Below are 14,738 nucleotides of genomic sequence, written 5' to 3'. Positions count from 1 at the left end.
CCGCAGTCGCGAACGAAGGTGGCGCGGTGAGTGCGAGGAGTGAGCCGGGTTTGCGAGCCCCGCAGTCGCGAACACAGGAGAAACGGTGACCCCAGGCGGCGAGGTCGTCGTCGCGCTCGACGTGGGCGGCACCGGAATGAAGTGCGCCCTGGTCCGTGCGGACGGCACGACCGCGCACGCCGAACGGCACGCCACCGACGCGGCGCGCGGCCCGGAGGCGGTGGTCGGCACGATCCTCGACGTGGCCGAGGGGCTCGCCGGCAAGGCCCGCGCCGACGGCCTCATCCCGGTGGCGTGCGGCATCGCCGTGCCCGGCGTGGTCGACGAGGTCCGCGGGGTGGCGGTCTGGTCGGCGAATGTGGGCTTCCGGGACGTACCCCTGCGGGAGCTGGCGCGGACGCGGCTCGGCCTGCCCACGGCGCTCGGCCACGACGTGCGGGTGGGCGGCCTGGCCGAGGCGCGCCTCGGTGCCGGGCGGGACGCCGGCCACGTGCTCTTCGTCGCCATCGGCACCGGCATCGCCGCCGCCCACGTGGTCGACGGGTCGGCCGCCGTCGGCGCGCACGGCGCCGCCGGGGAGATCGGCCACATCCTGGTACGCCCCGACGGCCCGCGCTGCGGCTGCGGCCGCCCCGGCTGCCTGGAGGCGGTGTCGTCGGCCTCGGCGATCGGCCGCCGGTACGCCGAGCTGGCCGGCACCCTGGCCACCGCCGCCGAGGTGGCCGACCGGGCGGCGGCGGGTGAACCGCTGGCCGGCCGGGTCTGGCGGGAGGCGGTCGAGGCGCTCGCCGACGGCCTGGCCACCGGCCAGGCGCTCTTCGACGTGGCGACCATCGTGATCGGCGGCGGGCTGGCCCAGGCCGGCCCCAGACTGTTCGACCCGCTGCGCACGGCGTTGCGCGAACGCCTTACCTTCCACCGCGAGCCGCGCCTGGTCGCGGCGGCGCTCGGCGACGAGGCCGGCTGCCTCGGCGCCGCCCTGCTGGCCCTGGACACCCTGGCGAAGGAGAGCCGATGACCCTGCGCGTGACCGGCAAGGTGGTGACCCCGAACGGCGTGCTCCGGCAGGGTTGCGTGGAGATCGCCGGCGACCGGATCCGGGCCGTCGCCGAGTACCCGACGGTGCGCGACGGGCACTGGATCGTGCCGGGCTTCGTGGACATGCACACCCACGGCGGGGGCGGGCACACCTTCACCACGGGCGACGCGGAGTCGGCCCGGCAGGCCGCCGACTTCCACCTCGGGCACGGCACCACCACGCTGCTGGCCAGCCTGGTCAGCTCCCCGTTCCCGCTGATGCGCGACGCCACCGCCGCCTACCGGCCGCTCGTCGAGTCCGGGGTGCTGGCCGGCGTCCACTTCGAGGGCCCATACCTGTCCGCGGCCCGGTGCGGGGCGCAGAACCCGGAGTTCCTCCGCGACCCGTCCACCGAGGAGCTGGCCGAGCTGATCGAGCTGGGCGGCGGGGCGGTCCGGATGGTCACCCTGGCCCCCGAGCGCGACGGCGCGCTGGAGGCGATCAAGCTGCTGGTCGGGCGGGGCGTGGTGGCGGCCGTGGGGCACACCGACGCCACCTGGGAGCAGACCCGGGCGGCCGTGGCGGCCGGCGCGAGCGTCGGCACCCACCTGTTCAACGGGATGCGCCCGGTGCACCACCGCGAGCCCGGCCCGGTGGTGGCCCTGCTGGACGCCCCGAACGTGGTGTGCGAGCTGGTCGCCGACGGGGTGCACCTGCACGACGGCATGCTCGGCTTCGCCACCTCGGTGGCCGGCCCGGAGCGGGCCGCCCTGATCACCGACGCGATGGCCGCCGCCGGCATGCCCGACGGCGAGTACGAGCTGGGCGGCCAGGCCGTCACGGTGGCCGACGGGGTGGCCCGGCTCAGCCGGGACGGCGCGATCGCCGGCAGCACGCTGACCATGGACGCCGCGCTGCGGCACGCCGTCGACGCGGGGATCGCCCTGCCGGACGCCTGCCGGATGGTCGCCACCACGCCGGCCCGGGCCATCGGGCTGGGCGACCGGGTGGGCGCGCTCCAGACCGGCCTCCGGGCCGACCTGGTCGTCCTCGACGACGACCTCAACGTGGTACGGGTGATGCGCGCCGGCGCCTGGGTGGAGTGACGCGGCGGGCTGCGCTCAGCCCGCGGCGGGCACCTCGACGCCGAGCACCGCCTGCTCGTCCGGGCGGTGCACCAGCACGTCGGCCAGGTAGGACTGCACGGCCTGGCGCATCCCGACGTCCCGGCCGGCCCGCTCGGAGAGCAGCCACTTGTGCTCGATGATCTGGGCGAACAGCTCCTGCGGCTCCAGCTTGCGGCGCAGGTGCGCGGGTACCGCACGGACCACCGGCTCGAACACCTCGGTGAGCCAGCGGTGCGCGGCCTGCTGCTCGTCGGTCAGGTCGCTCTCCACCCGGTACGCGTCCAGGTCGTTGAGGAGCTTGCGGGCCTGGTTCTCCTCGGCGTCCAGGCCGGTCAGCCGGAGCAGCCGCCGGGTGTGGTAGCCGGCGTCGACGACCTTGGGCCGGACCAGGTAGCGCCCGTTGTCGACGGTCGACATGGCCACCTCGGCGACGTCGAAGCCCAGTTCGTTGAGGCGGCGGATCCGGCCCTCGATGTCGTGCCGGGCCTCCCGCTCGATCTGCTGCTCGTAGGTGATCTCGTGCCAGAGCCGCTCGTAGCGCTGCACGACCTGCTCGCAGACCTCCTCCGGGTCGATCGACTCGTGCAGCAGGCCGGCGGCCTGGAGGTCCAGCGCCTCGCCGAAGATGTTGACCCGGGCGATCTCCAGGTCCTCGCCGCGCTGCCCGTTGGAGAGCGAGGGGTGCAGCGCGCCGGTCTCCGCGTCGACCAGGTAGGCGGCGAAGGCGCCCGCGTCCCGCCGGAACAGCGTGTTGGACAGCGAGCAGTCGCCCCAGAAGAAACCGGTCAGGTGCATCCGGACCAGCAGCACCGCCAGCGCGTCGAGCAGCCGGTTCATGGTCTCCGGCCGCAGCGTGCGGGAGAACAGCGCCCGGTAGGGCAGGGAGAACTGGAGGTGCCGGGTGATCAGCACCGGGTCGAGCGGCTCGCCGTCGTCGGTCTGCCGGTCGGCCACGATCGCGATCGCCTCGACCGACGGGAAGTCGATCCGCTCCAGCGCCCGGAGCAGGTCGTACTCCCGTTCGGCGACCCGCTCGCCGGTCTCCTTGACCGCGTAGACGTAGCCGCCGAGCCGGACGAAGCGCACGATGTGGCGCGAGATGCCCTGGGGAAGCGCCACCAGGTGTTCGGCAGGCCACTCCTCCAGCGGGGTCGACCAGGGAAGGTCGAGCAGCGCCGGGTCGACGAGGGCCGAGGTGATCCGCACGGGGACAAGTGTGACCGCTGACCCCCGGGCAGCGCTTCCCTTCGTGGTTGGGCCCACAGCCGCCGATGCCCGCGCCGGTCCGGCGCCGCGGGCGACCGGTAGCGTGGTCGCGTGCGGGAGACAACCGGGGTACGCCGGCAGCCGCGCCTCCGGCCGGTCCGGCCGGCCGGCTGGTGGTGGGACGCGCTGCTGCTCGCCGCCCTGGTGGCGCTCACCGTGGCGCTGGCCGAGGGGCACCTCTTCGGGCTCGACCGGGCCGTCGCCGACTGGTCCGCCGCGCACCGGCCGACCGCCGCCCGGTGGGCCGCCATGGGGCTCAACCTGCTCGGCCAGGGCACCCCGCTGACCCTGCTCGCGGCCGGGCTGGGCGTGCTCCTGGCGGTCCGGCTCCGCTCGGTCCGCCCGGTGCTGCCGCCGGTGACCGCGTTCGTGCTCACCTACCTGACCATCGGGCCGTTGAAGGTGTGGACCGCGCGGCCCGCGCCGAGCGCCAGCGTGAAGGAGCCGTTCCTGGCGCCCGACCAGACCCTGCCGCTGTTCCAGCAGGACCTGCCGGTGCGCTTCGCCCAGTCCTACCCGTCCGGGCACGTGGCCAACGCGATCGTCTGGTACGGCGTGCTCGCCCTGCTCCTGGCCCCGCTGCTGCGCACCTTCGGCCGGACCGTCCCGCCCCGGCTGGTCACCGTGGTCCGGGTGGTGCCGCCGCTGGTGGTCTTCTGCACCACCATCTACCTGGGCTGGCACTGGCTGACCGACTCGGTCGCCGGTCTGATGCTCGGCCTGCTGCTGGACCGGCTGCTGCGCCGGGTGCCCTGGGACGACCTGCCGTTGCCCGGCCCGCTGCGCAATCGGGACCGGCCGTTCACCTCCACCGCCTAGCCTGCGATCGTGGCTGAACTGGCGCGCCGGCTGGGCGTACGCGACGCGGTCGTCATCGGGCTGGGTTCGATGCTCGGGGCGGGCGTCTTCGTGGTCTTCGCCCCCGCCGCCGCGGCGGCCGGGGGCGCCGGCCTGCTGGCCGCGCTGGCCCTCGCGGGCCTCATCGCCTTCTGCAACGCGACCAGCTCGGCCCGGCTCGCCGCCCGCTACCCGGAGTCCGGCGGCACCTACGTCTACGGCCGGGAGCGGCTGCACCCGTTCGCCGGGTTCCTCGCCGGCTGGGGTTTCGTGATCGGCAAGACGGCGAGCTGCGCGGCCATGGCGTTGACCATCGGGGCGTACCTCTGGCCGGAGCGGGCGCGGCTCGTGGCGGTCCTCGCGGTGGTGGCGGTGACCGCCGTGAACCTGCTCGGGGTGGGCAAGACCGCGACGGCCACCCGGGTGCTGGTCGGCGTGGTCCTCACCGTCCTCGCCGTGGTGGCGGTGACCGGCGCGCCGCACGTCGCGCCCGACCGGCTGGCCGGTTTCGCCGACCTCGGCGTCCGGGGCGTGCTCACGGCCGCCGGCCTGCTCTTCTTCGCCTTCGCCGGGTACGCCCGGATCGCCACCCTCGGCGAGGAGGTCCGCGACCCGGAACACACCATCCCGCGCGCGGTGCCGCTGGCGCTCGGCGTGGTGCTGGCCGTCTACCTGGTGCTGGCCGTGGTGGCCCTCGGGGTGCTGGGCCAGCAGCGGCTGGCCGCCTCCGCCGCGCCGCTGGCCGAGGTGGTGACCGCCGCCGGGCTGCCCGGCCTGGCCTGGCTGGTCCGGGCCGGCGCCACCGTGGCGGTGACCGGGGTGCTGCTCTCCCTGCTCGCCGGGGTCGGCCGGACCACGCTGGCGATGGCCCGCCGCCGGGACCTGCCGGGCGTGCTCGCCGCCGTGCACCCGAGGTACCGGGTGCCGCACCGCGCCGAGCTGGCGGTGGCCGCCGTGGTGATCGTCGTGGTGGCCCTGGCCGACGTGCGGGGCGCGATCGGCTTCTCCAGCTGCACGGTGCTGGTCTACTACGCGATCGCCAACGCCTCGGCGCTCACCCTGGGCCGGGACCCGGCCCGGAAGCTGCCGGTGCAGCTGCTCGCCGCGCTGGGGCTGGTCGGCTGCCTGCTGCTCGCGGTCAACCTGCCGCCCGCCAGCACCCTCGCCGGCTTCGGCGTGCTCGCCCTCGGCGCCGCCTGGTACGCCCTCCGCCACGCCACCCGCGCGGCCTGAATCCGGTCAGTCGTCCGGCTGGCGGGCGGCCGGCGCGCCCGCCGGCGCGGGCGGCGGCACCGGGGTGGTCTCCCGGAGCAGCGCGGTCAGCCCGGCCCGCCGGGCCACCACGGTCAGCCGGTCGCCCGCGTGGATCACCATCCGCGGGTCGGTCGACCACTCCGTCTTCTGCCCGGCCCGGGTGTGCGCCAGCAGGCGCACCTCGCCGGGGCGGGCCACCGCGGCGAGCGGCCGGCCGTCGAGCGGCGAGTTGGCGACCACCGGCACCTCGGTGACCAGCAGCGCATGCCGGTCGACCGGGATGGTGGCGATCACCGCGCGGTCCAGCATGGCCGCCGCGAACGCCGGAGCGGCCAGGTACGACACGCTGCGCGAGATGCCGATGCCGAACGCCTGCTGGATCCGCTCGGCGAAGTCGCCGTCGAAGAGGCGCAGCACCACCCGCAGCTCGGGGTCGAGGGAGCGGGCGTTGAGCGCGGCGCGGAGGTTGACCCCGTCGTCGGTGGACACGACCACGAGCGCCTGACTGGTGTCGACGGAGGCGGCGCGCAGGGTCTCCTCCTGGCCGGCGTCCCCGACGATCAGCGGCACGCCGAGCCGGTGCGCCAGCGGCGCGCCGCGCGCCTCCGGGTTCTTGTCGATGGCCACCACCTCGACGCCGAAGTCCTGCAGCTGGGCCATCACCCGGGTGCCGATGTTGCCCAGCCCGACCACCACCACGTGCCCGGAGCGGTCGGGCTGGATCCGGCCGGCGTGCAGGGCGAGCCGGGCGTTGACGATGCCGTCGACCACGGCGGCCGTGATCAGCGGGATCAGCGCCAGCCCGGCCAGGTTGAGCACCACCTGCATGATCTGGGCGGCCAGCGGCTTGTTGACGTCCGGGTCCTGCCCGCTGAGGGTGGTGACCAGCGTCAGGTAGAGCGCCTCGGACCAGGTCACGTCGGCCGCCCGGGCGTTGAGCCAGCCGAGGACGGCGATCACCGCCAGCAGCACCAGCACGGCCAGGCCGATCTTGCGGGTGGCGAAGCTGCGGAGCGCGCGGAGCAGCACCACGGCCGGCTGCCGGCGGCGGCGGGCCCGGACCAGCCGGCGGGCGGCCAGCTCGGTGCCGGGCGGCCGGCCGGTCGCCTCGGCCAGCACCACGTCGGCGGAGTCCTCGTCGGCGGGCAGCACCCGGACCAGCTCCGGGTCGCCGGTGACGGCCAGCCCGCTGACCACGTCCTGCGGGCGTACGTCGGCGCGGCGGGCCACGTAGAGGGTGCGGCCGGCGTGCCGGAAGTGGGTGGGGGCCAGCTCACCGAGGGCAGCGGCCACGAACGCCGGGGCGGAGATCGACGCGTCGGAGAGCACCGCCGAGTCGGGGAAGAGCTGCCGCACGCCGTTGGCCAGGCTGGTGTTGAACATCCGGACCACCAGGCGCAGCCGGGGCTCGACCTCCTGGGCGCAGAGCGCGGCGTGCATGTTGCCCACGTCGTCCTGGTGCAGCAGGGCCAGCCCGTCCGCCCCGGCCAGCCCGGCCCGACGGAAGGTGGCCTCGTCGAGCCGGTCGGCCCGGACGACCTGGACGCCGGGGATGTCCCGACCGTCCGGCCCGTCGGAGCGGCGGCGCTCGGGCACGACCAGGGTCACCCGGACCCGGCCGGCGGGTGGGTCGGTGGCGAGCAGCGACCGGACCACCCAGTAGGCCAGCGGGTCCGAGCCGCAGACCACGTAGTGCGGACGGGCGTCGCCGTTCATCTTGAGCCGCCACCCGGTCGCCCGGCGCGCGCGGTCGCGGAGGGGCTCGGCCATGCCCGGATCGTAGTCAGTCGCTCGCAGCGCGCGCAGCCCCCTCGATCATGAACGCATGCCGCCCGCCAGTACGGGTAGAGCACCGGCATGCAGACGTTCCTGCCGTATCCGGACTTCCTGGCCAGCGCCCGGACGCTGGACCAGAAGCGGCTGGGCAAGCAGCGGGTGGAGACCATCCAGGTGCTGCGCGGGCTGACCCGGCCGGACTACGGCTGGCGCAACCACCCGGCGGTGAAGATGTGGGCCGGGTACGAGGAGGCGCTGACCCGGTACGGCCTGGACATGTGCGCCGTGTGGTGCGAGCCGGGCCGGGCGGACACCTGCGCGGCCACCATGGCCACCGACCTCGCCACCGCCTGCGGCATCGCGCTCATCCGCACCCAGCCCGAGCTGGCCGAGGCCGGCGAACTGCCGCCCTGGCTGGGCCGGGAGGACCTGCACCTCAGCCACCGGTCGTCGCTGCTGCGCAAGGACCCGGCGCACTACGGTCCGCAGTTCGGCGACGTCCCGCCCGACCTGGAGTACGTCTGGCCCGCCTCGGACCGGTCGCGCCGCTGTCTGCTGCCGCCGACGGCGTGAGCCGGCAGACTGGGGGCTCCCGTCGGGTCGGAGGCGCGCATGGCACTGTCGCGGGTGGTCGGTCGGCTCATCGGCGTACGACGGCACCTGGTGGACCCCGGCGGCGGTGGCGCCCCGCGCGTGCCCCGGCCGGTGCGGGCCGTGGTGGTCGGCGGCGGCATCGCCGGCATGTCGGCGGCGGTGGTGCTGGCCGAGCGCGGCGTCGAGGTGACCGTGCTGGAGGCGGCGCCGCACCTGGGCGGCCGGCTCGGCGCCTGGCCGGAGGAGCTGCCGGACGGCGCCCAGCGCAACGAGCACGGCTTCCACGCCTTCTTCCGGCAGTACTGGAACTGGCGGAACATCCTGCGCCGCGCCGACCCCGCCCTGGGCTTCCTCAGGCCGGTGCCGGGCTACCCGATCCTCTCCGCACAGTGGCCGACCGAGGAGTTCGGCAAGCTGCCGCCCGCGCCGCCGGCCAACCTGCTCGCCCTGCTGCTGCGCAGCCCGAGCCTGCGCCTGGCCGACCTGCGGGCGATGGACCGCGACGCCGCGCTGCCGCTGCTCACCTACGACCCGGTGCGCACGTACGCCGAGTTCGACACCCGGACCGCCGACGACCTGCTCGTCTCGCTGCGGCTGCCGGACCGGGCCCGGGCCATGCTCTTCGAGGTCTTCTCGCACTCGTTCTTCAACCACGAGGCGGAGATGTCGGCCGCCGAGATGATCGCCCAGTTCCACTTCTACCTGCTCGGCAACCCGGAGGGGCTGGCCTTCGACTGCCCGGACCGGGACTATGCGACAGCGATCTGGGAGCCGCTCACCCGGCACGTCGAGCAGCGCGGCGCCCGCGTACGCACCGGCACGGCCGCCGCGCGGCTGGACCGGACGCCGGACGGCTGGCGGGTGACCACCGCCGGCGGCGACGCGCACGAGGCCGGGCACGTGGTGCTGGCCGTCGACCCGCCCGCGCTCGCCGCGCTGGTCGCCGCCTCGCCCGGGCTGCTCGCGGCGGCGCCCGAGCTGGTGGCGCGGATGCCCGCGTTCGGCCGGCCCGGCCCCCCGTACGCGGTGGCGCGCTACTGGATGGACGGCGACGTGCGCCCGGACCGGGCGGTGTTCAGCGGGGTGTCCCGGCAGCCCACCCTGGACTCGGTGACCCTCTACCACCGGCTGGAGGACGAGCCGCGGCGCTGGGCGCGGCGGACCGGCGGCGCGGTGGTCGAGCTGCACGCGTACGCCTGCGAGCCGGACGTGCCGGCCGAGGAGCTGGCCGAGCGGATGCGGGCCGAGTTGACCGCGCTGTGGCCGGAGGCCGCCGGGCTGCGGGTGCGCGAGCTGCGCGCCCGGGTCGAGGCGCAGGCCCCCGCGTTCAGCCCGGGCAGCCACGCGCGACGGCCGGGGGTGTGCACCGACGCGGCCGGCCTCTATCTGGCTGGCGACGGGATCCGGACCGACTTCCCGAGCGCGCTCATGGAGCGATCGGCGGCCACCGGGATCGTGGCCGCCAACCACATCCTGCGGGCGGAGGGGGCGGCGGCCGAGCCGGTCCACTCGGTCCGCCCGCGCGGCCTGCTGGCCGGCCGGCGCCGAACCTGAAACCGGTCATAAGCTGCCAAAAGCTGCACTAGGCTCGGCTGACTCCGACGGCACGGGAGGTCGGGAGGGTGAGCACCGCGCTGCGGGTGGACGGCGAGCGGGACGACGCGTACGGGCTGCTCCGCGACGAGCGGGCGTGCGTCGTCACGGCGCTGCGGCTGGGCTGGTCGATGGCGGACACGTACCACCACGCGCAGACCGCCGACCTGGTCGACGGCGCGGACCGGCCGGCGACCGCCCCGCCGAAGCTCTCCAACGTCACCGAGATGCCGGGGCGGCTCCGGCTCCGGATGAACCTCGACGGGGTGGAGGTGGCGCTCGCCCAGATCGCCGCGCTCACCGCGCCGGGTCGGCCACTGCCCGCCACCGCCGCCGCCCGGGCCGCCACCGGGGCGGACCGGGAGCCGCTGCTGCTCGCCCTCGACGAGCTGAACGTGGACGTGCTGCGCTGGACGATGGCGACCAACCACCGGGTGGGGCTGGCGTACCGGCTCGGCCGGTCGCTCGCCGACACGGTGCGCCACGGCGACGCCGACCAGCTGGTCGGACGGTTCGGCGGGCGGCAGATCCAGATCAGCCGGTGGCTGGACGAGCTGGCCACCGTGCTGCCCCCGTACTCGGCGGCGGTTGTGCGTCACTCGCTGGCCGCCTGGGCGGCGGCGGTCACCCGGGCCGCGGTCGGCGATCCGGGCGAGGCCGGGCTCGCGGAGCTGGCCCGCGAGCTGCGCAACCAGGGTGAGCTGTGGCGGGGCGTGCTCACCGGCGGCCTGCACCCGCGCGACCTGCTGGACGAGGAGAACTGGGCCGTGGTGGCCCGGAACCTCATCATCCGGGACCGCAGGCTGGTGGTGCAGGCGGCCCGGGGCATCTTCTGGCCGGTGCTCGTACCCCTGCTGCTGGTGCTGCTCGCGGTGGTCGGGGTGAGCGCCGCCGCGGCGGCCGGCTCCCCCACCACCCGGGCGGCGGTGGCCCTGGTCGGCCTGGGCGCCGGCCTCACCGCGATCTGGCGGTCGGTCTCCACGCCGGCGCTCTCGGTGGCCGCCGAGGTGAACGGGCCGCTGCTGGAGAGCGAGCTGGTGGTGCAGATGGCCGCCCGGGTCGGCCGGCCCCTCGCCGCGGCGCGGGCGGCCGGGCGGGCCGGCCGGCAGCGGCCCCCGTCCGACGGCGGATCGAAATACGTTGCCCGCCTTTCCGGCGTGGATCTACCGTGAGCGCGCAAGGTCAACCACCGCTCCGGGAGCCGTCGATGTCGCTGCGACACGCCACCACGATGCCGTCGTGGCTGCTCAGCGACGGCTGCCGAGCCGAAGGTCCCCCGGTCGGGTGGCCCGACTGACGCGCCCGCGCGTCCCCGTCGTCGCCGCCCGTCCGCCACGGACCGGGCGGCTTTTTGCTGCCGTACCACCGATCGTGAAGGGAGAGCCCGGTGGACGCCGTCCGCGTCATCAACGCCGACCTCGGCCCGCTGCACCGGGTCACCGTCCAGCACGCGATCCGGATGCTCTGCCGGCGGGTCGCCGAGATCCACGAGGCCGAGCCGGACCAGGTGATCGGCGTCTTCCCGATGCCGCGGGTGGTGCGCCTCGTCCGGTACGTGGTGACCCGCTGGCGGTTCAGCGCCGGCCCGGCCTGGTCCCGGGGCGGGGTGCTGCGCCGCGACGGCCGGCGGTGCGCCTACTGCGACGGCCCGGCCAGCACCGTCGACCACATCCTGCCCCGCTCGCGCGGTGGCCGGAACACCTGGGGGAACACCACCGCCGCCTGCTACGGGTGCAACCAGCGCAAGGGCGACCGGACCCCGGCCGAGGCGGGCATGCCGCTGCGGCGGGAGCCGGTGACGCCGAGCTGGGCCTCGCTGGCGCGGTGACGGACGGCCGGCGGGCACAGGGGGTCGCGTCGGAGGTACGCCTCCGGCGCGGCGCCCGCCGGTCCCACGGGTGACGGGGTGACGGTCAGCCGGCGGCCGGCGGGGTCCAGCCGAAGCGCGGCGACCGGCGGCCGTTGACCGCCGCGATCCCCTCGCGGGCCTCGCCGCTCTCCCGCACCTGCGCGTGCCACCAGGCGATGCGATCGTCTTCGGCGCGGCCGTCGACGATCTCCTTGGCCGCCGCCACGGTGAGCCGGGAGCGCTCGGCGATGGTGGCGGTCAGCGCCGCCACCCGCCCCGCGAGCCCGTCGGCCGGCAGCACCTCGTCGACCAGCCCGATCCGCAGCGCCCGCTCGGCGTCGACCAGCTCGCTGGTGAACAGCAGGTGCTTGGCCGCGGACGGCCCGACCAGCCGGGCGAGCCGCCGGGTGGTCGGCGCGGGATAGACCAGTCCCAGCCGCGCCGGGGGTACGCCGAACCGGGCGTCCGCCGCGGCGAGGCGCAGGTCGCAGGCGACGGCGAGCTGGCAGCCGCCGCCCACACAGGCCCCCTCGATGGCGGCCACGGTGGGCCGGCCGAACGCGGCCAGCCGCTCCTCGGCGGCCACCGCGATGCTGCCGTCCCCCGCCTCCAGCAGCTCGTCCAGGTCGCCCAGGTCGGCGCCGGCGCAGAACGTGCCGCCCGCGCCGGTGAGCACCAGCGCGCGCACCGCCGGGTCCGCCTCCAGGCCGTCGAGCAGCACCGGGAGCTGCCGCCACATGGCCGGCGTCAGGGCGTTGCGGCGGGCCGGGTTCGGGATCACCACGGTGGCCACCGGTCCGCTCACCGTGACGGTCAGCTCCGCGTCCGACATGTCTCCCCCTCGCGCCGCCGGTTCTCCGGCGACCGTAACGGGCGGGCCCGGCGACCACCCGTGTGGGTGGCCGCCGGGCCCGGGGTCGGGCGGTCAGGTCAGGAGACGTTGACCGCGGTGTCGTCCACGACGAACGAGGTCTGGAGCGAGGAGTCCTCGGTGCCGGTGAACTTCAGGGTGACGGTCTGGCCGGCGTACGAGGCCAGGGAGAAGGACTTCTGGCTGTAGCCGGTGGCCTTGTTCAGGTTCGAGTAGGTGGCCAGGGTGGCGAGCACGCCGCCGGACGAGTTGAGCACCTGCACGGTCAGCTTGTCGTACTGGACGCTCGTGGTGCTCTCGGCCGAGTCGATGTGCAGCCAGAAGGTGAAGTTGTACGAGGTGCAGCCGCTGGGCAGGCTCACCGACTGGGCCAGCGTGTCGGTGTGGGTGCTGCCGTAGCCGTCCAGCCAGGCGTTCCAGGTGCCGGTACGCGGCGGCTGGCCGCTGGAGCCGTACTGGCCGATGACGCCGGAGGTGGTCGACCAGCCCGTGTTGCCGGACTCGAAGCCCGGGTTGCCGAGCTTCTGGCCGGCGCCGGTGCAGCCGCCGCCGGTGCCGTTCACGGTCAGCGTGTAGGTCGCCGAGTGGTTCACCGAGCCGGCGCCCGTGACGGTCACCGAGTAGGTGCCGGCCGGGGTGCTCGCCGAGGTGGCGATGGTGAGCGTGGACGAGCCGCCCGAGGTCACCGAGGACGGGCTGAACGACGCGGTGGCGCCGGTCGGCAGGCCCGAGGCGGAGAACGTCACGGTCTGCGCGGTCCCGCTCGTGGTGGTCGTGGCGACGGTGGTGGAGATCGAACCGCCCGCGGTCACCGAGCCGGAGGTCGGGGAGAGCGCGACGGAGAAGTCGTTGCCGGTGGAGCCGCAGGGCGCGTCGTTGCCCGCCACGTTCACCGCGGTCCACGCCGCCTGGACGGTCTTGTACTCGGTGGAGCAGTTGCCGTACAGGTCGGTCGCCGCCTTGAGGGTGTAGGCCCGGGCGGTGTTCGACGGGGTGGTGTTGTTGACGTACGAGGTGTTCGAGGTGAAGTACACGTCGAGCGCCCGGTACCAGATCTTCTCGGCCTTGGCGCGGCCGATGCCGGTCACCGCCGGCGCCGAGCCGCAGACCGGCGACGTGCCGTACGCGGTCGAGCCGGTGCCCTCGGCGAGGTTGAAGTAGAAGTGGTTGGCCACGCCGGAGGAGTAGTGGACGTCCTTGTTCTTCGTGCTGGTCGACCAGCAGGAGTCGGACGAGCCGTCCAGCGACGGGTTGTACATGTAGCGCAGCGGCGTGCCGTTGCCGTTGATGTTGATCTTCTCGCCGACCTGGTAGTCACCCGGGTCGCTCGGCGCGGCGGCGTAGAACTCCACCATGTTGCCGAAGATGTCGCTGGTGGCCTCGTTGAGGCCGCCGGACTCGCCGGAGTAGACCAGGCCGGAGAGCGCCTCGGTGACGCCGTGGCTCATCTCGTGGCCCGCGACGTCGAGCGAGACCAGCGGGCGGGAGTTGCCCGAGCCGTCGCCGTAGGTCATCTGGGCGCCGTCCCAGAAGGCGTTGACGTAGTTGCTGCCGTAGTGCACCCGGCTCGGCACGCCCGTGCCGTTGCCGAAGATGCCGTTGCGGCCATGCGTGTTCTTGAAGTAGTCGAAGGTCTTCGCGGCGCCGAAGTGGGCGTCGACGCCGGCGGACTGCCGGTTCGAGTTGGTGCCGTTGCCCCAGTTGTTGTCCGGGTCGGTGAAGGTGGTGCAGGTGCCGCCGGTGCTGTTGTTCATGTCGCAGGTGCGGCCGTTGCCGTGCGCCGGGTCCACCATCTGGTAGGTGCTGCCGGAGAGCGTCGTGTCGATGCTGACCGTGCCGGTGTAGATGCCCTGGCCGCTGCCGACCACCTTCTCGATCTCGTCGTAGGAGCCGATCACCTTGCCGGTGGTCGCGTCCGTGACGACGTGCAGCCTGGACGGCGTCTGCTTGTCCGCCTGCCAGCCGGTGGCGACGGTCTCCCAGGCCAGCCGGCCCCGGCCGGAGCTGGCGTCGACGAAGAGCTCCGGTGTGCCCACCGAGGTGAGCGAGCCGGAGAACGCCTTGCGCGCGCTGGCCTTGGCCGCGGCCACGCCCACCTTGGCGGTGGTGCCCAGCGTGAGCGGCGCGGCCAGGCCGACCGACGTCCCGGCCAGCGTCCCGTTCGGGGCGGTGTGGACGACGAAATCCCCGCCGTAGACGCGCAGGCCGTGGTAGGTCCGGGCGTAGCGGGTGTGGGTGGCCCCGGAGGCGTCCACCTTCGTGCGGACGGCCTGGTACGCCTCCCCGGCGGCGCCCTGGACGGCACCGGGGTTGGCGCGGAGCAGGGTCTCCGCCCGGGCTGCGGCGGACTCGGGGGACGGTGCGCTCGGGGGTGCCGCGTACGCCGTGGTGGTGACGCAGGTCAGCACGCCGCTGGTGAGCAGCGCTGCGCTGACGGCGGCGAGAGATCTTTTCACGGGCCCTCCTGAAGGGGGGAAGTTGTGACGGGGGTAGTCACTGATGTAGATATAGCGATACATCGAAGAACGTGAAAGGGTGCGAGCGCTTTCCTGC

The 14,738-nt window shown here is 74.9% G+C and carries 12 protein-coding genes; 8 read left to right on the top strand and 4 right to left on the bottom strand.

Annotation, left to right across the window (positions count from 1 at the left end):
• Positions 1–85 precede the first annotated feature (85 nt).
• Positions 86–1,018, top strand: coding sequence for an ROK family protein (locus tag NFX44_RS07605; RefSeq protein WP_262282793.1), 933 nt, complete (start codon positions 86–88; stop codon positions 1,016–1,018).
• Positions 1,015–2,124 carry an N-acetylglucosamine-6-phosphate deacetylase gene (gene nagA, locus NFX44_RS07600; protein ID WP_262282792.1) on the top strand — a complete coding sequence of 370 codons (1,110 nt, stop codon included), beginning with the start codon at positions 1,015–1,017 and terminating at the stop codon, positions 2,122–2,124. Before NFX44_RS07605 ends, nagA begins: the two co-directional genes overlap by 4 nt.
• Before the next feature lie 15 nt (positions 2,125–2,139).
• On the opposite strand, the gene NFX44_RS07595 is transcribed toward nagA, so the two are convergent.
• A complete protein-coding gene (locus NFX44_RS07595) occupies positions 2,140–3,351 on the bottom strand; it encodes a DUF4032 domain-containing protein (protein ID WP_262282791.1) in 1,212 nt (403 codons plus the stop codon).
• Between the two features lie 111 nt (positions 3,352–3,462).
• Between NFX44_RS07595 and NFX44_RS07590 the strand changes: the two genes are divergently transcribed.
• Positions 3,463–4,230, top strand: a complete 768-nt coding sequence (locus NFX44_RS07590; RefSeq protein ID WP_262282790.1) for a phosphatase PAP2 family protein — start codon at positions 3,463–3,465, stop codon at positions 4,228–4,230.
• Between the two features lie 9 nt (positions 4,231–4,239).
• Positions 4,240–5,481 (top strand): APC family permease, encoded by a 1,242-nt coding sequence (locus NFX44_RS07585; protein WP_262282789.1) that lies wholly within the window; start codon positions 4,240–4,242, stop codon positions 5,479–5,481.
• 6 nt (positions 5,482–5,487) lie between these two features.
• Here NFX44_RS07585 and NFX44_RS07580 read toward each other — a convergent pair whose 3' ends face one another.
• A complete protein-coding gene (locus NFX44_RS07580) occupies positions 5,488–7,218 on the bottom strand; it encodes an NAD-binding protein (RefSeq protein WP_262283163.1) in 1,731 nt (576 codons plus the stop codon).
• A gap of 141 nt (positions 7,219–7,359) precedes the next feature.
• On the opposite strand from NFX44_RS07580, the gene NFX44_RS07575 reads away from it, so the two are divergent.
• From NFX44_RS07575 to NFX44_RS07560, 4 genes are all read left to right on the top strand, one after another.
• A complete protein-coding gene (locus NFX44_RS07575; protein ID WP_262282788.1) occupies positions 7,360–7,851 on the top strand; it encodes an MSMEG_6728 family protein in 492 nt (163 codons plus the stop codon).
• 39 nt (positions 7,852–7,890) lie between these two features.
• A complete protein-coding gene (locus NFX44_RS07570) occupies positions 7,891–9,426 on the top strand; it encodes an FAD-dependent oxidoreductase (RefSeq protein ID WP_262282787.1) in 1,536 nt (511 codons plus the stop codon).
• Between the two features lie 68 nt (positions 9,427–9,494).
• Positions 9,495–10,637 (top strand): hypothetical protein, encoded by a 1,143-nt coding sequence (locus NFX44_RS07565; RefSeq protein ID WP_262282786.1) that lies wholly within the window; start codon positions 9,495–9,497, stop codon positions 10,635–10,637.
• A 215-nt stretch (positions 10,638–10,852) separates the two neighbouring features.
• Complete coding sequence (locus tag NFX44_RS07560) at positions 10,853–11,293, top strand: HNH endonuclease (RefSeq protein WP_262282785.1); 441 nt, start codon at positions 10,853–10,855, stop codon at positions 11,291–11,293.
• A gap of 85 nt (positions 11,294–11,378) precedes the next feature.
• Here the strand turns inward: NFX44_RS07560 and NFX44_RS07555 are convergent, their stop codons facing one another.
• Together NFX44_RS07555 and NFX44_RS07550 are read right to left on the bottom strand one after the other, a co-directional pair.
• Positions 11,379–12,146, bottom strand: coding sequence for an enoyl-CoA hydratase/isomerase family protein (locus NFX44_RS07555; protein WP_262282784.1), 768 nt, complete (start codon positions 12,144–12,146; stop codon positions 11,379–11,381).
• A 98-nt stretch (positions 12,147–12,244) separates the two neighbouring features.
• Entirely contained in the window at positions 12,245–14,641 is a 2,397-nt protein-coding gene (locus NFX44_RS07550) for a M4 family metallopeptidase (RefSeq protein WP_262282783.1), read from the bottom strand.
• Between the last annotated feature and the right edge of the window lie 97 nt (positions 14,642–14,738).

Source organism: Micromonospora sp. MA102 (assembly GCF_025460765.1).
Taxonomy (GTDB): domain Bacteria; phylum Actinomycetota; class Actinomycetes; order Mycobacteriales; family Micromonosporaceae; genus Micromonospora; species Micromonospora halotolerans.
Note: the sequence above shows the minus strand (reverse complement) of the source record. Positions and strands in the feature narration are given on the sequence as shown.